Here is a 24,564-nt window from a genome sequence, read left to right on the forward strand (position 1 = left end):
AACACAACCCACATCAACAAACCCCACCCCCACCGGCAAACACCCACCATCACCACCCCGCGACAACACCACCACCGGATCCACCACCCCCACCACAAACCCCACCCGCTCCACCGGCGCACCCACATCCACCGGAACAAACACCCCACCAGCCCGCACCACCGCAAACACCGCCACCAACAACTCCACCGACCGCGACAACACCACACACACCCGCGACTCCGGACCCACCCCCAACGAAATCAACAACCGCGCAAAACGATTCACCCGAACATCAAACTCACCCCACGACAACACCACCCCACCACACACCAACCCCCCACCACCCACACCAGCAAACCGCCCATCCAACACATCCACCAACGTCAAACCCCCCACCGCAACCCCCACACCATCCCAACCACCCACCACCAACCCACGCTCGGGCGCACCCAGAATCTCCGTATCACCCACTGGGGCAGTTGGATCCGATACGACGGACCGCAGTAGGCGGACGAAGCGCTCCCCGAATTCGGTGACTGTGGTGCGCTCGAAGATATCGGAGGCGTAGGTGAAGGCGGCGTCGAAACCCACCGGGATTCCGTCCTTGCCACGCTTTTCGGAGAGCGACAATTGCAAGTCGAATTTGGCGACACCGATGCCGACTGAAACAACATCGACACCGAGTCCTGGTAGTTCGAGGTGAGGATCTGCGGTGTTCTGAAATTCCAACAGAACCTGGAAGAGCGGTGAATGAGATGGTGAACGCTCCGGAGCAACTGCATCGACGACTCGCTCGAACGGCACCTCGGTTTGCCCGAACGCTGCCAGATCAACTTCGCGAGTTCGTGAAAGGATTTCCTCGAAAGTCGCGGCGGTATCAACGGCGGTTCGCAGGACGACCGTGTTGACGAACATCCCGACCAGATCGTCGAGGACTTGCTCGGCGCGCCCTCCCACCGGAGTGCCGATCGCTATGTCCGGCGAGGCGCTCAGCCGTGCCAACAGAACGGCCAGCACTGCGTGCATCACCATGAACGGTGTCACGTTGTGATTCCGAGCGAGTTCGAGGAGGTCACTGTGCACGTCTGCGGGCACCGAGAATCGGACCGATTCACCGCGCATGGATCGTTCCGCCGGCCTCGGTCGATCCAGCGGAAGGTCGATCACGTCAGGTAGACCGGACAGGGTGGACGTCCATTGGTCCAACTGCTTCGCCTGGAGCGTGTCCGGATCGGCGTCACTGCCGAGCAGTTCGATCTGCCATTGGCTGTAGTCGGCGTACTGCACAGGCAAAGGCGGCCAGTCCGGTGCCCGACCGGCAGCCCGCGCCGCGTAGGCGCGGGTCAGGTCGCGGGCCAGCGGCTCGAGTGATGCTCCATCCGCCGAAATATGGTGAACCACCAACGCGAGGACATGAACGTCCCGAGTGATTCGAAAAAGGGAGCCGCGCACGGGCGCGTTCGCGCTCACGTCGAACCCCTCGCGAGCGAGATCGGCGACGCGCCCGTCCAAGGCTTCCTCGTCAACCGATACTTCCCACGCCATCTTCGACGTCACACGTTCCGAAGGAACCACGACCTGATGTGGACCGTCGACCGACGCCGGGTAGACGGTGCGAAGCGATTCATGTCGATCGACAACATCTCCCATCGCGAGTTTCAGCGCAGCCACATCCAACGCCCCTGACAGTCGGACCACCATCGGGATGTTGTAGGCCGGGGACGACGTGTCGAACTGATTGACAAACCACAGGCGTTGTTGCGCCAGAGACACCGGAATCTTGTCCCTGTACGAATGTGCCTGCAGGATTGGACGCTTCGAACGCGAGGGATCAACGCCGGAGGACTTCGCGTCACGCACGTGGAGAGCCAGTGATTCGATCGTCGGTGCTTCGAACAAAGTCCGCACCCCGAAATCGATTGCTTCAGCGGCATTGACTCGTGCGATCAGCTTTGTGGCGATCAATGAGTTCCCACCCAGCTCGAAGAAGTCGTCACCCGCACCCACCGCCTCAGCACCTAGAACGTCGGCAAAAATCTCGGCCAGCAGTAGTTCTTCGGCGCCCTCGGGCGGTCGAAAGTTGTCCGACCGAGCATCGAACCGAGGTGCCGGTAAGGCAGCGCGATCGACCTTTCCCGATGGAGTTACCGGCAACTCGTCGAGAAGAACAAAGGCCGCAGGAACCATGTACGACGGCACACGGCTCGCGGCGTACTGCGTCAGATCGGCCGTCGAGAGCGCACTTCCGCCGGCAGGCACGACGTACGTGGTAATCATCGTTGTACCGGAGGGAGCCGCACGCGCCACGGTAACTGCATTCTCGACCTGCGGACACGACTGCACGACGCTGTCGATTTCCCCGAGCTCGATACGGAATCCGCGAACTTTCACCTGGAAATCGCTGCGACCGACGTACTCGAGTGCACGGCCACGGCGCCGCCGCACCAAGTCCCCCGTTCGATACATCCGCCGGCCCGGGAGACCGAACGGGTCGGCCACGAATCGTCCTGCGGTCAACGCATACTTCCGGTGATATCCACGTGCGAGCGCGTCTCCCGAGATGTACAGCTCGCCCACAACACCGTCGGGGACGGGGTGCAATCGCTGATCGAGCACGATCTCCTCGAAACCGCGGAGCGGACCGCCCACTGTGATGTTCTCCGACGACACCATCGGCTCGCCGATGTTCGACATGACGGTGGTCTCGGTCGGCCCGTAGGCATTGCACAGCCGTCGGCCGGGAGCCCACCGCTGCACAAGATCCGGCGGACAGGCCTCACCACCGACCACCACGTCGCCGAAGTCCGAAAGGCCCTCGGGCGAAACTGTTCCGAGCGCCGCAGTAGTGACAAAACCATGCGTGACACGCTGGGATTCGAGGAAGCGAGACAGCTCGTCACCGCCGTAGATCGTGCTCGGTGCAATCACCATGGTCGCTCCGGCCCCGAAAGCCAGCAGGTATTCGAAAATCGAGGCGTCGAAACTCGGGGTCGAGAAGTGCAATGTTCGCGCATCCTGGGTCGCACCGAACCGCGAACGCTGTTCGGCAGCAAGCGCTTCCAGTCCACGATGCGAAACCGTCACCCCCTTGGGGAGTCCGGTGGAACCCGAAGTGTAGATCACGTATGCGGGATTGTCGGGCCGGATCGGGTGCACCCGATCGACATCGGAGATGGAGCGCACGGACAGCCGTGCAAGTCGGCCACGGAAATCAGCGTCGTCGATTGCTAGCCAGGAAATCGAATCCGGCAAACGATGAAGTTCGGAAACGACCGTGAGCCCCAGTACGGCGCCGGAATCGTTCAGCATGAAGCGAACACGTTCACCCGGATAGGTCGGATCCACCGGCACGAATGCCGCGCCGGCTTTGGTCACCGCCAACATCGCGACAACCGATTCGATCGAACGCGTCAAACCCAGCGCCACACTGTTTTCCGGACCGATGCCGCGGTCGATCAAGACTCGGGCCAACTTCGACGAACGCTCGTCGAGTTCTCGATACGTCAACTCGCCATCGAGATACGACAGGGCCACGCCGTCGGGGTGTGTGCGCGCCGCACCGTCGAACAGTTCGGCCAGGGTGCGGTGCGAAGCGCGAGGGTCACTGCGGACAGGCTGCATCGCGGATCGCTCGTCGTCGGACAAGATGTCGATGTCGCCGACCATCGTTGCCGGATCTGTGGTGACGGATTCGAGGACGCGCGCGAACCGCAAACCGAGACCACGTACCGTCTCGGCGTCGAACAGGTCGGTGGCAAACCCGAGCGTCACCGTGATTCCGGACGGCGTACCCACCTCGTCGAACAGTTCGACTGCAGACACTCCGAGATCGAAGCGGCCGAGGTCGGGAGGGTGCTCGTCAGCGCTGGCGACGGACTCGAACGTCACCTGTATCACCGGCGCATACGCAGGTACATCCTCCACCTCGAGCGACTGCGCCACCTGCTCGAGCCGTATCCCACTGTGCGGCAGCGCATTACTTCGGACCTCGACGACACTGCCCAAGAGCGCCGTGAACGGCGTCTCCAGATCGATGCGACTCCGGATGGCAACGATGTTCGCGTCGGATCCCGTCGGCGTACCGATTACCACGTCCGAAGCCCCGGACAATCGGCTCACCACAAGCGCGAAGCCCGTATGTAGGACCGCGCGTGTGTCCGTCCCGAGATCACTTGCCATTTCTGTAATCCGCGCGTGGGTGTCGGCGGCGATCACGACCTCAACCTGTGCACTGTCCAGCGATTGCGTTGCAGGCCTGGGTCGATCGAAGGGAAGTTGCAACAGTTCGGGCGCCCCGGTGAGCTCATGTCTCCAATACTCGAGGTGCCGCACTTCGCGTTGTCGTCGCTCGCCCTCCCGTGCCGTCGGGCCGTGAATGTCTGCGAGTTCGGCACCGGAATCAGACGCGATCAACTCTTCCAGCAAGCCGACAAAATTCCGGTGGTGCTCGCGTAAACCCGCCTCCTCGTATCGGATCGGGTTTGCCCGGAAGTCGACACGCAGCCTGTCGCCGCTCGGATACACGTTGACCAGAAGGTCTTCCACCGGCCCGGAGGTGACGATGTGATACTCCCCAACCACCTCGCCCAACTGCACCTCCTGGCGAAACAGCATGACGTTGACCATGGGCCCGGCATATGAGTCTTCGCCTTCCAGACCGCTCGTCACGCCTGCGTCCCGACGGATGTCGTCGAGGCTGCAGCGCTGGTGCCGCAATGCACCCATGAGCTCATGCTGGACCTGGGCGAAGAGTTCACCGACGGTGTCGACGGCGGCGAAAATGAGCAGCGGCGCGACGTTCACCATCATGCCGCCCGAGTCCCGCAACACCGCCGTAGTCCGTCCGGACATCGGAACATGAATCTGGACAGTCTCTTTCGCCGTCATTCGCGAGAGGTACAACGCGAGCGCAGCGACGACCGTTGCAGCGTGGTTCTCGGATTCGTGGAGAAGGGCACAGCTCCGGTCCGACATCAGTGTGCTTTCGAGTCGGCTCTCGATGTGTGCGGGCCCAGAAGCCTCCGCCAAGCTGGATCCGGCACCGACTGTATTGCGCCCTGCCCAGTACTCACGATCGGCAGCGAATCGATCCGACTGTCTGTACCGCTCGTCGATGTCGTACAGCGTGCGCAGTGTCGCGGCACGACTCGGCTGCAGATCTTTTCTCGCCGCCGAGGCCGAGTACCGATGCGCAATGCGGTTCATCATGGTCATGGCACCGAAACCGTCGAGCGCGACATGATGGATACGGCAGTACCACAGATAGTGCGCGTCACCCACGCGCAGCACAGCGGTCGCGACGATTCCGTCGACTGCCAGGTCGAGCGGCGTCCGGCAATCTCGACGCATCCACTCGAGCGCAGCCTCGAAGGGATCCTCGGTCCAGCGGAAGTCGACCAAACCGACCGAGATTTCGGCCTTCTCGTCCACGTACTGCATCGGCTGACCATCAACCTCGATGACTTTGAGCATGGGAGATTGAAACTCGTAAGCACCTGCCCGCGTTTCGCGATCCAGTAATTCGACGTCGAGTTCGCCGCGCAACTCCACGTAGTGCGCTATCAGAATCGGGACTTCGGGATCGAATTGCTGAGCGAACCAGGTTGCCCGTTGGGCGGCCGAGAGCGGAAAGAGGGTCTCATCAAAAGGGTCGGTCCGTCTTACCTCGAAGGGTTTCACAGCGCCCCGCCCCGCATGATCTCCGCGGCCGCCGAGTGCGTAGCCGCGTCCGAATCAACAGCGCGAAAGCAAGAGGCTGATCGCGCCTCTCAAGCAGTCGTACCCAGAATCGGCAAGCACATGCACGGACCACCAGGCGATGTCACGTACGTATCGCCCATGTCTCACGTGCCCGATATGCACTAAAAGTGTGAATGTGTCCCGTCACCTCGGTAATGTCCCACTCCGAGACGACACATCCCCCGAGGGGAGCAGGCGCATGGACATCACCACCATTACCGACGTGATACGCCGACCACCGGATCGCCCAGGGGACGTGTGGCGTCCCGGCGACGCCTGGCTCGCGGGAGGAACGTGGCTGTTCTCAGCGGAACAACCCGACACACGTCGACTCGTCGACCTCACCGCGCTCGGGTGGACACCACTGGAGGTCGGCGCGACTCATTTCAGTGTCGGAGCTACGTGCACCGTTGCCGAACTGTATGCGTTTGTCCCGCCGGACAATTGGGGTGCGAGTCCACTTATTCGCGTCAGCTGCGAGTACTTCCTCTCGTCTTTCAAGGTGTGGAATTCGGCCACCGTAGGCGGGAACATCTGTATGTCGCTTCCCGCCGGACCGATGATCACCCTGGCAGTTGCACTCGAGGCTACTTTCACGCTGTGGGCCACCGCCGGAACAGTGAGGACCGTCGACGCGTGCGACTTCGTGACCGGTGACCACCAGAATGTCCTGGAGCCGGGCGAAGTTCTTCGGAGCATCGAGTTCCCGGTGCACGCGCTCACCAAACGCCACGCCCACCGCCGCTTCAGTCTCACGCACCTCGGCCGTTCGACGATCTTCATGATCGCGACGCAGACTCCGGGAGTCGACGACTTTCACCTCACCATCACCGCCGGCACTACGCATCCGATCCGGCTGACGTTCGACGCGATGCCGGACGAGCACTCTCTGCGACGAGCGGTCGACTCCATTTCGGCCGACAGTTGGTTCGACGATCCCAACGGAACCCCCGACCACCGCCTGCACCTCGCCCGTCACTACGCCGACGAGCTCCGAATCGAACTCACGGGGAGCCAGTCATGAGCTACACGGTGAACGACCGGAAGTTCGACGAGGAACCGTTCCCAGGACAGTGTCTCCGGACGTTTCTTCGACACCTCGGACACCACGGGGTGAAGAAGGGTTGCGACGGCGGGGACTGCGGGGCGTGCACAGTGTGGCTCGACGGAGCGCCGATACACAGCTGCATCACGCCCGCCTTTCGCGCCGACGGTCGCGCGGTGACCACGATCGAGGGACTCGGTACGCCCGAAGATCTCCATCCGATTCAGCAACAGTTCCGGGATGCACCCGGCTTTCAGTGTGGGTTCTGCACCGCCGGAATGATCATGACCTCCGCGGCGCTCACCGACGCGCAGAAAGAAGACTTGCCGCGAGCGCTCAAGGGAAACCTGTGCCGCTGCACCGGTTACCGATCCATCGAAGACGCAGTCAACGGTGTCGGCGCTGTCGAAGTTGCCCTCCCCGGACGGGCGGTCGGGACCAGCGTCGGGGCGCCGGCGGCGACCGACGTCGTGACCGGCCGAGCCGAATACACTATGGACACCGCGATCGACGGCATGCTGCACCTGAAAGTGCTGCACTCGCCCCACGCGCATGCACGCATCACCTCCATCGACACCACCGAGGCGCTCGCCGTCCCCGGTGTCCATCGCGTTTACACCTGGAAAGACGTGCCGCGCAAGCTCTTTACAACGGCAATTCATACCGACCACCTTGTTGATCCGGACGACACGTACATCCTCGACAACGTCGTGCGGTTCGTGGGTCAGCGTGTGGTGGCCGTCCTCGCCGACTCCGTCGTCGCTGCGGAAGAAGGCCGTCGGAAGGTGAAGGTCGTTTACGAGATCCTGCCTTCCGTGTTCGATCCGGAAGAGGCCATGGCCGACGGCGCTCCAGCCCTGCACGGATCCGACGATCCCTTTGTTCGAGATCCCGAGCACAACATCCTGCTCGAACTTCACGGTCACGTGGGCGACGTCGAGGCCGGGTTCGCCGAGGCCGACGTCATCCACGAAGGCACCTACTTCTCCCCGCGAGTGCAGCACGCACATCTCGAGACGCACGGTTCGATTTCATGGATGGAAGACGGACGCCTTCACGTTCGCACGAGTTCGCAGTCCCCCTCCATCGCCAAGGTCAAACTCGCCCATCTCTTCGACCTCCGCCCGGATCAGCTGCGCGTGTTCTGCAAACGCGTGGGCGGCGGGTTCGGAGGAAAACAGGAAGTGATCAGCGAAGATCTGGTGGCGCTCGCCACCCTGGACACCGGTCGTCCCGTCTGCCTCGAATTCACCCGAGAAGAAGAGTTCACCACCGCGTCACCGCGTCATCCGATGAAACTCACAATCAAGCTCGGAGCAAAGTCGGACGGGACACTCACCGCGTTCCACTATCGCAACGTCTCGAACACCGGTGCATACGGAAACCACGGCGGAGAGACACTCTTTGCCGGCGGCGCGGCAGTCTCGCTCTATCGCTGTGCGAACAAGAAGTTCGATGCGTATTCCGTGTACACCAATAACGTCCCGAGCGGCGCTTTGCGTGGGTACGGGATGACTCAACCGGCCTTTGCCGTGGAATCGGCCATGACCGAATTGGCCATCGCGCTGAACATGGATCCGCTCGAACTGCGTCGACGCAATATCGTCCGACCGGGCGATTCGCTCGTCGCGCTCGAAGACGGCCCGGACGACGTGATCTTCACCGAAGACGGACTGGGGCAATGCATCGATCTGATCGACGCCGCGTTGAAGCGCCAACCGGTTCCCTCGCTCGGAGACGATTGGCTGATCGGCACCGGTACTGCCAGTTCACTACATGAGACCGCGCCACCCACCGAGCACATTTCCGAGGCTTGGCTCACCCTCGGCGAAGACTGTGTATACGAACTTGCCATCGGCACAGTCGAATTCGGTGAGGGAACTTCTACGGCCCACGTGCAGATCGCCGCGAATCAGCTGGGCACAACACCGTCACGTGTACGAATCATTCAGTCGGACACCGACCGAACCGGTTTCGACACAGGCGCTTTCGCCAGCGCCGGCCTGTTTGTCGCTGGGAACGCGGTACTTCGCGCGTCGAATGCGCTCCGCGATCGACTACTGGCCTTCGCCGCACATCACACCGGCGTCTCGATTGACCTGTGCTCGATGGACGACGACAAGATCATCTGCGGTAGTACTCGATTAACACTGCAAGAGTTACTCGAGGCTGCACGCCCGCGCGGGATCCGATTCACCGAAGCACGGAAAGCGTACGGGTCGCCGCGCAGCGTGGTGTCCAACACTCATGGCTTCCGGATCGCCGTCCATCGCATCACCGGCGAGATCCGCATCCTCTACAGTGTCCAAGCCACCGACGCTGGGGTGATCATCAATCCGGCGCAGGTGCGGGGACAGATCGAAGGTGGCGTCGCCCAGGGCATCGGCTTCGCACTCACCGAGAACTTCCACGTAGACGCAAACGGCGCGATGATGAACCCGAATCTACGTAACTACCGGATCCCGACCTATGCGGATGTCCCACGCACCGACGTGATCCTCGTCGAGTCATCAGACTCCGTCGGCCCACTCCGCTCCAAGGGCATGGCGGAGTGCTGCATCAATCCGGTTGCCCCTGCTTTGGCGAACGCACTGCAGGATGCCACCGGGTCACGATTCCGGTCACTACCGCTCACCCCGGAACGCATCTACTCAGACCTGAACCGATGACCGCGAACACGTCGGCGGACAGCGCCGCTACGGTCATCATCGGCCAGCGAGTGCGTGCCGGACTGGAGAAAGAATTCGAGGTCTGGCAGAAAGATCTCAACCGGGCGGCCGCAGATTATGCAGGCTTCCTCGGGGCAGAAATCGCGGCTCCGACGCCCACCCAACCTGATTGGGTGATCGTGTACCGATTCGACTCCATCGCTCATGTTCAAGCGTGGATCAACAGCGCGACGAGGCAGGACTACCTCGACAGCGGTCGTCAGTTCTTCGACGGCCCGGCCACGCAGCAGGTAGTGAGCGGCGGGATCAGGCCTCCGGACCCACTGCTGACTGTCGTAGTGACGCACCGAGTAGGTGACGACAGTATCGACGAGTTCCTTGCCTGGCAGGATCGCCTTCGGGAGGTGGAGAGTGCTTTCGACGGATTCCGCGGCACCGAACTGTTTCGCCCAGTCGACGGTGTGCAGGATGAGTGGACCCTGCTGTATCGCTTCGACAATGCTGCCCATCTCGACACGTGGCTGACTTCCCCTGAGCGACAACAGCTTCTCGCCGAGGGTCGCAAGTTCCACGACTTCGAACTGCGAACCGTGGACAATTCGTTCGGCAGTTGGTTTGCCTTCGACGAGAACGGAAACGAGGCCCCTCCACCTTCGGAGACAAAAACCTCGATCGCGGTCTGGGTCGGTCTCTACCCGACTGTCGTCTTGCTAACTTTGGCGCTGTCACCGCTGAAGCTGCCACTCTGGCTCGGATTGTTGATCGGCAACCTGTTGTCGAGCTTCATCATGAGTTTCTTCACGATGCCGTACTACGTGAATCGGCTCCTGCACCGTTGGCTGCGTCCACCTCCGGGGATTCCTGTGGCAAAAACCAACGCGCAAGGGGTGGCGATCGTCGCTGCGGTGACCTTGTTCTGGGTGGTCGTCTTCTACCTGGTGACTACTCAGTTCTGGTCGCTGCCCTGAGCTCTCCAGAACGCGAAATGCCAGCGTATGCACCGGGGCATGCTTGTGCCCCGGTGCTCACGTCTTCAGTTGTCGCGATTCACGCCGCGGTGGGCGGACTATTCCCGCCGATCGGCTGCTGATACGGATCAACGGACATCGGTGGATAGAACACCGTCTTCCGATCGGGGCCGATCTCGACCCGCCATTCGGTGTGGTGCAGTGTCCGATGATGGTGACCGCACAACAAGATCAGGTTGTCGAGATCTGTTGGGCCACCATCACCCCAGTGAACAATATGGTGGGCATCGCACCACCCCGACGGAGTCCCACACCCTGGAAACGCACAACCGCCATCCCGAACCGCAAGAGCCCGCCGCTGCGGAACCGTCGCCGTTCTCGCTTCCTTGCCGCAGTCGAGCGGAACACCATTCTCATCCAACAGAATCCGGGTGACCGTGCAGTCGCAGGCCACCATCCGTGCGGTGTCGATGCTGATCGGGCCCACCCAATCGGTCCACGCGAACCCGACCTCCTCCGTGGACGGCAGGAGGTCTTTCAAGGCTTGCAGATCGGTCATGTCTTTCGCCGATGCGGTGACCGTGATGTGTGGTTTCACCCCGCCCTCGATCGGACCCAGCCCCGCCCGCTCGAACCGGCGCAGTAGTTCGCAAAACCCGTCCGCACGCCGTAATGCCGGAGTACGCGTGTCCTTGACGCCGTCCTTCTCCGGTGTCGGAGCGGACAGGCTCGACAACAACGTGATCAACCGTGCCCCGTTCACAGCATCCAAGTCACCCTTTACAGTGACACGCCCGTACAAGCCTTTCGAGGCGTAGAACTCGTTACGCTCCGAATCCTCCCCGACCGGAACACCGTCCTCACGCTTGCCGTACTGCTTCTCGATTCGGCGGATCGCTGCCCGCACCGCATCACAATCCGCGATGTTCTTCGACGCCAACCCGAGCAGAATCCCGCGGGCCTTGTCCACATCCGCCAGGGTCATGTTCTTCGGTGGATGCTGACAAAACGACGCCACCTGCCGGGCTTTCAACGCATCCACGTCACCCCGATGAAACGCATCGCCCACAACAGGTTCGAGCATCAACAACCGCGCCAACCCGACCAGCAGACTGCACTCACCGATCTCCAGATTCGTCGAACCGTGCAACCACTGCGCGATCGCCCGAAAACCCTTCCCGCCGAGAACCTCACGGGAAAACATTTCCACGATCAACAACACCAACCGCGACTGCAACTCGTGCCGGACACGCACCAGATCCAGAACCTCACCCTTGAGGCCCTCGCCATCCAGTTGCCACGCTTCCCGACTGTCCATGCTCAAAGTTTAATCGAACATACTTTCGATAGCCAGAGACATAACGGACAGGTTTCAAGAAACATCGATCTCGAGACCGGTTGATATGTAACTACTTTCAGAAACTCTCAAAACCTGATCATCGACCACCGAGTGGCAGAACTCCCCCGCCGACGGGATAGGGCGGCAGCGTTCCCACAAGCGTCGGTGTCAATGTGGTCGCAGACGGATCGGCACGACCGAGAGTGAATTTCCGAACTTCGGCACCCGTTCCGTTGCTGCCGCTGACGAGGAGATCCGCGCCGGTAGTCGTGCTCGTCGTGGCCACTCCCACACCCGACCCTGGAGCGGTGAACGGGTCGAAAGCTGCAACCTCCCGAAATGCCACGTCCGTCGAATGGTGATCTGGACTCTCGAGGTACATCTCGGGTGCACCGTCGAGCCTGGATCCACTCGAGAAGACGCGGATTGATCCTTCTCCTCCGAGCATGCCTGCCACTATCGACTTTGCGCCGCCCTCGGCGCCGGCCACCCAACCCGTCGACAGAGACACCCCGTCGCGGTAGCCCTGATCGAATGCCAAGAACTGTGATGTCGTTGCCGGACCAGCCGTATGACCTGCGTGTTCATCGGAGTCGCCCTGCGCAACCGCCGTCGGTTCGTACAGGTCGTAGCGGAACGTCTTGATCAACGGCTCCTCGCCCGCACCGGGTGCTGTCACGATGCTCGCTCGACCGGAGTGACTGTCAACCATTCCGGTTGCGAACGTGACTCCGCTACTCGATCCCGGGTACGGCGAGAACGAACCGAATTCTGCGGGTGCGGACCTCTTGTCCGCCGGAAGGTCGGTGGAGTAAATCTTGACCTGCGACTCCATCCCCGGGCCCGACGCAACGATGATGTTGTCCGCCAATGCGTTTCCGTCGATATCGACGCCGCCGACGTTCACTCCGCCACGAAAACCCACATCGAAGGGGGCGAATCTTGCCAACTCGTCGGTGAACGGCACGCCGCCGACTGCGTTGTACGCCACCACTTCCGGAGCCGAGCCTGCACCTGTTCCAGCGACCAGATCAAGCACCATGTCTCCGTTCACGTCCGCCATCGCAACACTCGGGGTGCCTTCGAACGACGGGAAGGGCGTCACAGCGGTGATCAGTTTGTCGCCGTTGGCATCGAATATCTGCACCTTGGCGGGCACGCCGGCCGAACCAGGTATCGCGACGGCATACGTCGATACCTCGGGAATCACGCTGACGGTAGCCATCAAACCGTTGTCCTCGTGATTGAGTCGGTGGCAGTGAATCACAAAGGTTCCGGTGTACTCGGTGAACTTCGTTCGTAACGTCACTGACGCAGGCTCGAGAGCATTCTCATTCTCGTCAGTCACCGGAGCAGGCACGTTCACATTGTCGATCCCCCAGGGCTGAACCCCTGTCGTCGTCCCTGCGACGGGATCAACGACTTCCATCACTTGGAAGTCGTTGACGTGAATATGCATCGGGTGTTCGTCGTTGTTGAGGTTCGTGATCTTCCATTCTTCAACGGAATTCAGCCGCGGTTGAATCAGCGGGATGTTGGGGAACGTGTTGTCGGCGAATTCGTAGGTGAAGGCCTTCGGATCGCTGTTGCTGGCCTTCTCGTTTCCGAACCCACCGGACACTGTGAGGTTGCGGGTCACGTCGGGCGTCATCGCTGCTGTATCCACGAACGAGGTGTAGGTATCGAGCTTCTGTCCGAACTCGAAGGGAGTCGTCTTCCCTTCGCCCTCGTCTGGCGTCGCGCGGATCAACTGCTGAGTCGGGAACGTGAAGAATCCGTCCGCGTAACTGATCACCGACGGGTCGACGGTGACGGTTCCGAGTTCGGCGGGCGGATTGTCGGTACCGTTGTTGGTATAGAGAATTCCCGGATTGCTCACCGGTTTCGCACCTTCCAGCGGTGGCATCTCCAGCACCAGATCGCCGGCCTCCGGCATCGTCACGGCGATTGCATAGCGCGAGGCCGGCGGAATCACCAGCCTGGTTCCGTCCCCGTCCACGGGTGGCCGGACCTCGTCGAACGGGTTTCCGTCCTGCCCCACGATTGCGAACTTCGGATGGGTGCCGGTTGCGGTTTCCGTCAACGTAACCGGCATGTAGGCAAAGTCGCTGATGTTGGCAAGCACCCAGATCTCGGTCTGCCCCGGCTTCAGTTTCAGCGACGGCTGGAACTGACCGTTCACGGTGTACTGCACATCGCGTTGGTTGTCCGGTAGTGAGGGATCGGCCGGAACACTCGTCGATTCACCCACGAAGCTCTGCAGATTGCCTGGAACGAATTGATTCTGTCCACGATGATTGGCCGGGGACAACGGTCCCGCGTACCAGTTGGTGAAATACTGCGCGCCCTCGGTAGTGTCCGAGAAATTCACCGGAGCAAGGCTCGGACGGTACGTCCCGTCGGCTAATTCCGTACCGGCGGGTGGCGTCAACGTACTGACGAATTGGGGCCAGTTCGCGTCGTTGAGCTGTCGGCCCTTTCCTTTGCGGTCGAATACGAAGTTGTACTGCAGTGCCATATCGCGAATCGGAACGTCGTTTGCCGTCACGACAGGCAAATTTCCGTCCGGCCGGCCGATTTCAAGGAGCCCGGCCAAGCCCATGTACGTCTGCTGGGCGGTGAGGGTGTGCCGGTGACTGTGGTACCAGTAGAGACCGTTCGGCATCGTCCCCGGAATCGCGTAGTCGTACACGTTTCCCTGGCCGGCGGGAATGTTGAGCAACACGTTGTCCGCATTGCCGTCCGGACTCACGTGCACTCCGTGCGTGTGCAGATTCAGCGGAGCCGACGTCAGCGCCGGCGGATAGATCGGCACGTCCCCGCCCGCCGGTGTGAATGCCGGATCGTAGAAGTCCTCGATCGTGAGATCTTGCAAATCGTTGTCGTAATGAATGATCAATCGCTCTCCGGGATTGACGCGGAGAGTCGGCGCCGGATAGACGTCACTCGCCGAGGTCGATCCGTCCGACGCCGTACCGCGGATGACCTCGTACCCGAAGAGCAGAAAATTCGACACGGGCGCCGAAGCGGTATCGAGCGGAATCACTCCCTGATGAGCGGACAAGCGCACCTCGAGAACACCATCTCGGCTACTCAGTTTCACCGGCTCCCGGTAGTCGACGGCGGTTCCGTCCGAGCCGTAGTTGGCGCCCACCTCGGGCGCCGATTCAGCGGACGTACACGCGGCCAACGCCATCGTCATGGACACCACTACTGCTGCGGCTAACGACTTTCCTCGCAGTGCGATCACTGGTTTCCCCGTTCCATGGTGGCGTGAGATACGTCCGATCAGCGGTCATCAGCCTATCGAGAAAACATCGGCTGAACAGTACATTCACGACAAATTGCCCACCTAGTGCCCGCTCGAGCGCTGCACCTTGCAAGCAGTCTCAGCAAACCGATCAGAAATCGAGAAGCACAGCCAAGGGACCCGCAATTACGTTGAAACACATGAACACACCACAGAAGTCCACTTCCGACCACACGTCGTCAATCCACACATCAGCAGGGAGCGCCCGGATGACCACCGCGCAATCCGTGATCCTCGACGTTCCCGACCTCGTCGCAGCCGAAGCCTTCTACAACGCTCTCGGCGTCGGAGATCGAATCCAGCTACGCGAATCGAACGAACCGACAACCGGGTTTCGTGGGTACACCCTTTCGCTCGTCGTCTCCCAACCGAACATCGTCGACGCCTTCGTCGGCGCCGCACTCGCAGCCGGTGCCGCCGTCTTGAAGCCGGTGAAGAAATCCCTCTGGGGATACAGCGGAGTCGTTCAGGCTCCAGACGGTTCGATCTGGAAGATCGCCACGTCGTCGAAGAAGAACAATGGACCCGCCACCCGCACAATCGACAGCCTGGTGCTGTTGCTCGGCGCCGAAGACGTCAAGGCCAGCAAGCAGTTCTACCTCGACCACGGCCTCGAGGTGTCGAAGAGCTTCGGCCGCAAGTACGTCGAATTCACCAGCGCAGCAAACAATGTCACGCTGGCACTGTACGGCCGAGGCGCCCTGGCAAAGGACGCCGGGCTCGCTCCCGAGGGCACCGGATCGCACCGAATCACCATCACCGGTGCGTCCGAACCCTTCGCGGATCCTGACGGTTTCGCCTGGGAAAGCACCCATTCCTGACACAGGTGGTGTCTCGAGAACACGCCCGCCCGACTCAGGACATCCGACGAATCCTCTCCAAGTTGTGCGCCATCAACGGACCAACGGTCTCGAGAGCGGCGGGCGAGGTGATGTCCCAGTGAGTGCACTCGACGGGGTGATTCACGATATCCCCGCTGACATACGCACGCCATGAATCGACTCCACGGTTCAGCCATGGATCATCCAGCGCTGCAGTGAAGTACAGCACGTCGCCATCGAAGATCCCCGGCTGGTGAGCCTGCATCAACGTGTCGTTGTGCCGGGCCGCGAAGACAAGCCTGCCGACATCTTCCGAAGTCAACTCGCCCATGGCGTGCGCGAACTCGAGTCCCATGTCCGCGTCGTCGTCAGCGTCCGAACCTTCACCGTCTTCAGCGGCATGGGCGAAGCTGTCCAGCATCACCAACGAATCGACCGACTCGCCCGCTGCCTGCAATAGCACCGCCATCGAGTGTGCGATCACGCCACCGAGCGACCAACCGGCAAAGTGATACGGACCTTCAGGCTGGATTTTTCGAACTTCCTCGAGGTACCTGGCGGCGGTGAACTCGATGGACTCCGGCAGCGGATCCGCGGACGAGACTGCTGGAGTTTGGATCCCGTACATCGGAGTCGCCGAATCGATGTACGGCGCCAAGCCGGCATAGCTCCAGGCCAGGCCGACGATCGGATGGACGAAGAACACAGGCGGCCGATCACCGGTCGTCCGAATCGGGAACACGACGTCCAGCGCGCCGGAAGATTCTTGTCCGGAGTCGACACGAATCGCAATCGACGCCGGAGTCGGCTCGGTCATCAACCACTGCAATGGGATCTCGCGAGCAAGCGACATCCGCAGTTTGGTCACTACTCGCATCGCCGACAGTGAGTTCCCACCGAGTTCGAAGAAGTTGTCGTCGGCGCCGACGTCAGCAATCTCGAGGACCTCCGAGAAGGCAGTGGCCACAGCGATTTCCGTAGGCGTGCTCGGCTCCCGATACACGATCTTCGACGCAAAATCAGGGGTCGGCAATGCCTTCTCGTCGACCTTTCCTGTCGGTGTCGTCGGCACCTTGTCGATGAGGACGACAGCACTCGGGATCATGTGACGTGGCAAGAACTCGGAGACAAAGGCGACGACCTGACTCACCTCCGGCGCAGTCCCCGGCGTCGGCACGACGTACGCGACCAACGCGGTGTCCCCGGACGGTGTCCTCTTGCCGCGGGTCATGGCCACATCCACGTCCGGGTGTGCGTGCAGGGCCGAGTCGATCTCCCCGAGTTCGATGCGATGACCACGAATTTTGACCTGAGTGTCGGTCCTGCCCCGGTACTCGATGGTGAGTTCGGGTGTCCAGGAGGCAATGTCGCCCGTGCGATACAGACGATCACCCGGCCGGCCGTGCGGGTTGGCAACAAATCGGGTTGCCGTGAGCACGGACTGGTCATGGTATCCCCGGGCGAGAGCCGGCCCGGACACGTACAGTTCGCCCGGCGTCCCGATCGGCACCGGGAGCAGTCGCGAGTCGAGGATCAGAGTGTCGAATCCGCGCACGGGTGATCCGATCGTGACCGGTTTGCCCGCAACGAGATCACCGACGGTGGAGATGTCGGTTGCCTCGGTAGGCCCGTACCCGTTGAGCATGGTTCGACCACGCTGCCAACGGTTCACCAGTTCGGCAGATACCGCTTCCCCGCCCACACCGAGAACCCGAAGCTCTTCGAGCCCTTCCGGTTCCATCGACGTCAACATCGCCGGAGTGATCAGTGCGTGAGTGACCCGACGTCCGATCATGAACCGAGACAACTCTTCTCCGCCCAGGATGGTAGGCGGTGTGACGACCAGAGTCGCCGCCGCGGAGAGCGCCGACATCATTTCACCCACCGACATGTCGAAGCTCGGCGAGGTGTTGTGCAGGAATCGTGAGTGCGAGTCGACGCGATAGTGCTCACGACGCTCGGCGGCAAGGTTCGCGAGACCACCATGCGTGACCACGACGCCCTTCGGTTTGCCCGTGGATCCGGACGTGTAGATCATGTAGGCGGGATTGTCGATGCGAGCCGCTCCCGCGATACTCGAGTCGGGTAGCTCTTGGATCGCGGTTTCGAGTGCGTCCAGATCGAGCCAGCGCACCGAATCGGGAAGTTGATTCCCACCTCGGCTGATGCCGATGACAGCGTCGGAGTCTGTGATCATGTGCTCGATCCGCTCAACCGGATAGTCAGGATCGACGGGCAAGTAGGCGGCGCCGGTCTTCGTCACTGCCCACACCGACATCACGGACGCTGCCGATCGCCGGAGTGCCACGGCTACAAAGGTTTCCGGACCGACACCCTGATCGAGCAGAATTCGGGCCAGGCGGTTGGACCAGGCGTCCGCTTCTCGATACGACCATGCACGACCGTCGGCCCAGATCGCGATCCCCTCAGGGTTCCGCGCGACGGCAGAATCGATGAGATCGGCCCAGGTCGACTGGGGCGCCGCAGGCAGACCCGACACCGGGACGAGAAGGCGCCGTTCGTCGGCCCCCAGGACGTCCAGGTTTCCGACGGCGGTGTCCGGCAACTCCACGAGTGCGCGCAGGATCCGAAGCATCCGCTCTCGCACGACCCGAATCGTCGGCGCGTCGAAAACGTCCGACTGATACTTGAGCGTGAACTCAATGCCGTCGTCAGCGACGACGGTAAGTGTCAACGGATAGTGAGTCGCGTCCTCGCCGGTGATGGCGGTAACGGTCATCCCGTCGATCGAGGTCGTTTCGGCGATCCCCTCAGCATCGACGGGATACGACTCGAAGACGGTCAACGTGTCGAAGTCAGCGGCGTTTCCGACACTCTTGACGATGTCCGTCAGCCCGAGATGGTGGTGTTCGAGAAGTCCGGCTTGTTCGACCTGCAGGCGCGACAGCAATGAGCGCAATGACTCCGCGGGGTCGAGCGTGACCCGGACAGGAAGTGTGTTGATGAACAGGCCGACCATCGACTCGACCTGATCGAGCTCGGGGGGACGACCCGACACCGTTGCTCCGAACACGACATCCGTTCGACCCAGTTGGCGCGCCAGCAGTATTCCCCAACCGGCCTGCATCATCGTGTTCAGCGTGACGCCGTTGTCGGCGCTGAAGGCACCGAGCTGCTGGGCAAGGTCGGTCTCCACCTGGGTGACAACCGACTCGACGGTGCCGGCACTCGAACCCACAGTCCTTTGCCCGGCGAACAATGTCGGCTGTTCGAGCCCGGACAGCGCCTCGGCCCACGCCAGCTCGGATTCCGCAGTGTCACGAGAACTCAACCAGGCCAGGTAATTACGATACGACGCTGCGCGCGGAAGCACAGATTCGTCTCCGTGCGTTGAGTACAGGACCATCAGGTCCTTCATCAGCAACGGCATCGACCAACCGTCGAGCAGAATGTGATGCAGCGTCACTGCGAGCGCGTGCCGCCCTGGACCTTGCGTGATGAGCGTGAATCGCAGCAACGGCGGTGTTGCCAAATCGAAACGCTCGGATCGATCGCGCTCGAGGGCTCGATCGTAAGCAACCTCGCGCTCGCTCTCCGGCACCGCACCGAGGTCGACCACACGCCACGGAATATCGATCTCACCGAGAACGATCTGCGCGAGTTCGCCCGAAAGATCCGTGACGTAGGCGGTCCGCAGGTTGTCGTGACGGTTCAGCAGTGAAGTCACGGCCCGGTTCATTCGCACCGGATCCACCGTTCCTGTCAGCTCCAGAACCATCTGGGTCTGATAGACGTCGGCAGTGTTCCCTGCGAGCAACGAATGGAAGGCAAGCCCGTGCTGCAAAGGCGACAGAGGCCAAATGTCCCTGACCACCGGGTATCGCTCTTCCCAGGCGTCGATGTCCTCTTGCGAGGCCGTCACCAACGGAACGTCGGACGGCGTCAGGCCTCCCCCGGCTCCGTCGCCGGCGTGCGAGACCAGACTCCGCAGCGCGATCGTCCAGTACTCCGCCAAGTCTCGGACATCCGCCTCCGTCAGGAGACGTCCGGCGTAGGAGAAGGTCGCGGACAACGAGGCGCCACCCGTCGACTCGTCCGACGTGTCGGTGACGATGGCATTGATATCGAGAACTGCCGCGGCGGGCATGTCCGGGTTTCCGGGTCCTTCGATGTCACCGACATCCGCTGACGGAGCCCAGCCGAGTTCTGCGAACTCGTAGGGAACGCTTCCGGCAGAGACACGACCGAGGTAGTTGAAACTGATCTGCGGCGTTGCGTCCTGCAGCGTTTCACAGTGGTCACTGCCGGTCAGGTATCGCAGAACGCCGTAGCCGATGCCACGACCGGGCACGGCCAGCAGTTGTTCCTTGATCGATTTGACGGCGCGACCCGCTGCGGCGCCACCGTTCATGGCGTCGTCGATGTCGAGTGCACCGAGTTCGAGACGCACGGGGTAGACACTGGTGAACCAACCGACGGTCCGCGAGAGATCGGCACCGGGTGCGGTGTGCTCTTCTCGCCCGTGACCTTCCATCTGGATGAGTGTCGATGTGGCGTGCACGCCTCGTTCGCGACGCCAACGAGTGACAGCGAGCGCCAGAGCCGTCAGCAAACCGTCGTTGACGCCGCCACGGAATGCGGCCGGAAGTTCGGTCAGCAGTGCACGAGTCGTCGAAGCATCGACGCGTACCTCGATGTCGCGGACGGTGCCGACCAAGTCGACGGAGGGATCGAAGCTCGCCGATCCCAGGTCAGGATCCTCGCCGTCGACAATTGAACGCCACACCGGCAGTTCTGCCGTCGCAGCAGCCAAGCTGTCCTGCAACGCATGTGCCCACCGCCGCATGGACGTACCGACGGGGGCCAGTTGCGCCGGCGCACCATTGGATATCTGTGCCCACGCGGTCATGAAGTCCGGCACCAGGATTCGCCATGACACGCCGTCGACGACCAGATGGTGCATGACGACGAGCAGTCGACCCGTCGCCGCTTCCGGCTCACCCGTCGGCGCGAGCCAGACGCACGCGAACATCACACCGCCACGCGGATCGAGTTCTCGCCGAGCCAGTTCCACTTCGGACCTCGCCAATTCGGTGAGGCCTTCTGCGCTGTCGACAACCGTCGGATCGAAGTCGACTTTCCGCAGACGAGCAGCGACGTCCACGCTGCCGGGCTCGGCTACCTGCAAGGTGTCGCTGTGCAACGTCGACCGAAGCATGTCGTGGTGGTCGACGACGGCGGCGAGCGTGTCGACGATCCCCTGTTCGTCGACACCGACCGGCAAATCCAGTGCGATCGACTGTGAGTAGCGATCGAAGTGATCGGTGCTGCCGAGGACCATCCGCATCACCGGCGTCAGCGGCAACTCGCCGACACCGTTGCCCGGCAGCTCGGCAAGTACCTCCCGCGCGGTCACGTCAGCGCGCAGGACGACCTGCGCCAACGCCGCCACGGTCTTCTGCTCGAAGACGTCGCGCGGTGTCATCACGAGCCCGCGAGCCTTCGCTCGGGAGACGAGTTGAATGGATGCGATGCTGTCGCCACCGAGACCGAAGAACGAATCGTCGACGCTCACGGTCTCGACACCGAGCAGGTCTGCGAACAGTGACGCGAGGGTTTCTTCCGTCTCAGATCCAGGTGCTCGATACTGCGTCTTCGGTACGGAGAAAGTCGGAGTCGGAAGGGCTTTGCGATCCAGCTTGCCGTTCACCGTGACCGGAAGTGCGTCGAGAACCACGTATGCATCCGGCACCATCGGTCGTGGCAGCGTGGATTCGAGGTGGTGCCGTACGGCCTCGACGTCGATGACGCGCCCTGCCTCCGGCACGAGGTAGATGGCCAGGCGCTTACCCAGTGCAGTCTCGACGACCAGCACCACGGATTGCGCAATCTCGTCGCACCGCGTTGCCGTCGTCTCGATTTCACCGAGCTCGATACGGTGGCCTCGAATCTTGACCTGACTGTCGATCCGTCCGTGGTACTCGACGGTGAGATCATTCGTCCAGGCGGCGATGTCGCCGGTGCGGTACATGCGCTGCCCGGGTTCGCCGAAGGGATCTGCGACGAATCGTGCTGCGGTGAGCAGGTGTTGACTGTGGTAGCCCCGGGCCAGTGCGGGCCCCGCTACATACAGTTCGCCCGGTGTGCCGATCGGCACCGGCCGCAGCCGAGTGTCCAGGATCATGGCCCGGAACCCACGCACTGGCGTCCCGATCGTGACCGGTTGTCCCTCGACGAGGTCTGCCACCGTGGAGATGTCGGTCGCTTCGGTCGGTCCGTAGCCGTTGAGCATGGTCCGGCCGGGCTGCCAGCGATCGACCAGATCCGCGGACACCGCTTCACCGCCGACCCCAAGGATCCGAAGATGCTCGTGGTCGCGTGGGTCGATCGTGCTCAGGACGGCCGGCGTGATCAGAGCATGGGTGACTCGTTGCGTATCCAGCAACTCCGCGAGGTCGTCACCACCGATCGTGGTCACGGGTGCGATCACCAGTGTTGCCGCGGCAGAAAGAGCCGAGATCATTTCGCCGACAGCCATGTCGAAGCTGGGGGAAGCGGTGTGCAGGAACCTGGCATCGGACGTGATTCGATAATGTTCGCGCCGCTCGGCCGCCAAATTGGCGAGGCCGGAATGCGTGACCACCACGCCCTTGGGCATACCCGTCGAACCCGAGGTGTAGATCATGTATGCCGGATTGTCGACCCGTGCGGGTGCGTCGATCGGGCTCAGCGAGGCTGCCGCAAGTTCGTCGGCGATGTCCTCGAGAACCAACCATTCGACGTCGTCCGGCAGGAACCGACGCTGCTCGGCGATCGTCACACCCAACCTTGCCCCAGAGTCGCCGAGGATGTACGCGATGCGATCGGCCGGATAGCTCGGGTCGACCGGCAAGTACGCGGCACCGGTCTTGGCCACCGCCCACACTGCGAGAACGGATTCGAGTGAGCGAGGAAGAGCGAGAGCGACAAAGGTTTCCGGTGCGGCGTTGCGTTCCGCGATGACGTGTGCCAGTCGGGTCGACAGTTCGTCGGCCTCGGCGTAGGTGACGGCGCGGTCATTCCACAGGAAGGCGATCCCTGTCGGATTCGACGACACCGCAGCATGAATCAGCTCGGAAAGGGTCACCGGATGCGCTGCCGCCAAGCCTCGCACCGGCGCCAGCAGGTTCTGCTCGTCCCGATTCAGAATGTCGACATCACCGATAACGCTCGCCGGGTCTTCGGTCAACTGCTCGAGCAGCATCACGAATTTCTCGGCGAACGACTCGACCGTGGAACGGTCGAACAGATCGGTCGCGTAGGTGAGCGATCCACGCACCGCTACCGAATCGGCGGTTGCTTCGCCGGCGTCGTCCACACTCTCGAACAGCGTCAATGCAAGATCGAATTGTGCTGGAGTGACGTCGAATTCGAGAGCCGACACCCGAAGATCGGGAAGCTCGAAGGCAGTGTCCTCGACGTACTGGTAGGCCAACGCAACCTGGAACAGCGGCGAGTGAGACTGTGAGCGAACGGGTTTGAGAACGTCGACAAGCCTCTCGAAGGGCACATCGACGTGGCCGAATGCACTCAAGTCTCGGTCACGTACCTGATCGATCAACGACGAGAACGTCTGCTCGGAATCGACATCTGTTCGCAGAACGACCGTGCCGACGAACATTCCGATCAAATCATCGACGGACGCCTCACCTCGACCGGACACCGGCGTGCCGACGACGATGTCGGAGGTGGCCGACAATCTCGCCAGCAGCGCTGCGTACACCGCGTGGACCACCATGAACACACTTGCATGGTGGTGATCGGCAATCGCACGAACGCGTTCCATGACGTCGGGCGCGATGTCGAAGCGGATCATCGCACCGTTCTGGGTGGCCACCGCCGGCCGTGGTCGATCGGTCGGAAGTTCGAGTGCGTCCGGGATCCCGTCCAACGCTGTCTTCCAGTAGTCGATCTGAGCCGATGCGATGCTGTTCGGGTCCGCCTCGTCGCCGAGGAGCGCCCGTTGCCACAGTGCAAAGTCGGCATACTGGATCTCCAGCGGCGCCCAGAAGGGCGCCTGGCCGGTCAGTCGCGCCGAGTAGGCAATCATCACGTCCCGAGCCAACGGCGTCATGGATACGCCGTCCGCACTGATGTGATGCACCGACATCACGAGCACATGCTCGGATTCTTCTATACGAAACAGCTTGACCCGAATCGGTACCGAAGCTGTGACGTCGAAGCCTTCGGAGAGGACAGCGAGTATGCGCGTATCGAGGTCGCCACGGTCGACCTCGATCGGGCTCACGTCGAACTCCACCTCCTCAGGCGTCAAGATGACCTGGACTGGGCCGTCACCGTTGTCGGGGAACATCGTTCGCAGCGACTCGTGACGTGCCAGGACGTCACCCACCGCCCAGCGAAGCGCAGAAACGTCGACGGTACCCGAGAGGCGGATGGCCAACGGAATGTTGTACGCCGCGGACGTGACGTCGTACTGATTGAGGAACCACATCCGGTTCTGCGCAAGCGAGAGCGGAATCCGTTCCGGGCGTGTGCGTGCAAGGAGGGCGGGCCGAGCGGCCCGCTCTGCATTATCCAGTGCCGCAGCAAGTTCCACCACTGAAGGATGATCGAACAGCGCGCGAAGCGGCAACGCGGTACCGGCGTGTTGGTTGATGCGGCTGATGAGCCGAGTCGCATTGAGCGAATTACCACCCAACTCGAAGAAATCATCATCGACACCAACCC

The 24,564-nt window shown here is 61.9% G+C and carries 8 protein-coding genes; 4 read left to right on the forward strand and 4 right to left on the reverse strand.

From position 1 onward, the window contains the following. The coding region (locus H7C86_RS34100) for a non-ribosomal peptide synthetase (protein ID WP_182263213.1) at nucleotides 1–5,661 on the reverse strand (5,661 nt) is incomplete at its 3' end. A 259-nt stretch (nucleotides 5,662–5,920) separates the two neighbouring features. Here H7C86_RS34100 and H7C86_RS34105 point away from each other — a divergent pair. The 3 genes from H7C86_RS34105 to H7C86_RS34115 are packed head-to-tail and all read left to right on the forward strand — an operon-like array spanning nucleotide 5,921 to nucleotide 10,403. Further along, nucleotides 5,921–6,745, forward strand: coding sequence for a xanthine dehydrogenase family protein subunit M (locus H7C86_RS34105; RefSeq protein WP_182263214.1), 825 nt, complete (start codon nucleotides 5,921–5,923; stop codon nucleotides 6,743–6,745). Continuing rightward, the gene (locus H7C86_RS34110; RefSeq protein ID WP_182263215.1) at nucleotides 6,742–9,435 is read left to right on the forward strand and encodes a molybdopterin-dependent oxidoreductase; all 2,694 of its coding nucleotides are present in this window, start codon (nucleotides 6,742–6,744) and stop codon (nucleotides 9,433–9,435) included. Before H7C86_RS34105 ends, H7C86_RS34110 begins: the two co-directional genes overlap by 4 nt. Beyond that, nucleotides 9,432–10,403 (forward strand): antibiotic biosynthesis monooxygenase, encoded by a 972-nt coding sequence (locus H7C86_RS34115; RefSeq protein WP_029255495.1) that lies wholly within the window; start codon nucleotides 9,432–9,434, stop codon nucleotides 10,401–10,403. The genes H7C86_RS34110 and H7C86_RS34115 overlap by 4 nt, the downstream gene beginning before the upstream one ends. A gap of 79 nt (nucleotides 10,404–10,482) precedes the next feature. Here the strand turns inward: H7C86_RS34115 and H7C86_RS34120 are convergent, their stop codons facing one another. Beyond that, on the reverse strand, nucleotides 10,483–11,721 hold the full coding sequence (locus H7C86_RS34120; protein WP_182263216.1) for an HNH endonuclease signature motif containing protein: 1,239 nt from the start codon (nucleotides 11,719–11,721) through the stop codon (nucleotides 10,483–10,485). Nucleotides 11,722–11,839: 118 nt separating this feature from the next. Continuing rightward, nucleotides 11,840–14,944, reverse strand: coding sequence for a multicopper oxidase family protein (locus H7C86_RS34125; RefSeq protein ID WP_254665010.1), 3,105 nt, complete (start codon nucleotides 14,942–14,944; stop codon nucleotides 11,840–11,842). Nucleotides 14,945–15,261: 317 nt separating this feature from the next. Here H7C86_RS34125 and H7C86_RS34130 point away from each other — a divergent pair, with 317 nt between their 5' ends. Next, nucleotides 15,262–15,873 (forward strand): glyoxalase, encoded by a 612-nt coding sequence (locus H7C86_RS34130; RefSeq protein WP_182263217.1) that lies wholly within the window; start codon nucleotides 15,262–15,264, stop codon nucleotides 15,871–15,873. A gap of 34 nt (nucleotides 15,874–15,907) precedes the next feature. On the opposite strand, the gene H7C86_RS34135 is transcribed toward H7C86_RS34130, so the two are convergent. Next, a partial coding sequence (locus tag H7C86_RS34135) for a non-ribosomal peptide synthetase (RefSeq protein WP_182263218.1) occupies nucleotides 15,908–24,564 on the reverse strand: 8,657 nt, incomplete at its 5' end.

Source organism: Rhodococcus sp. UFZ-B548 (assembly GCF_903819475.1).
GTDB lineage: Bacteria > Actinomycetota > Actinomycetes > Mycobacteriales > Mycobacteriaceae > Rhodococcus_F > Rhodococcus_F erythropolis.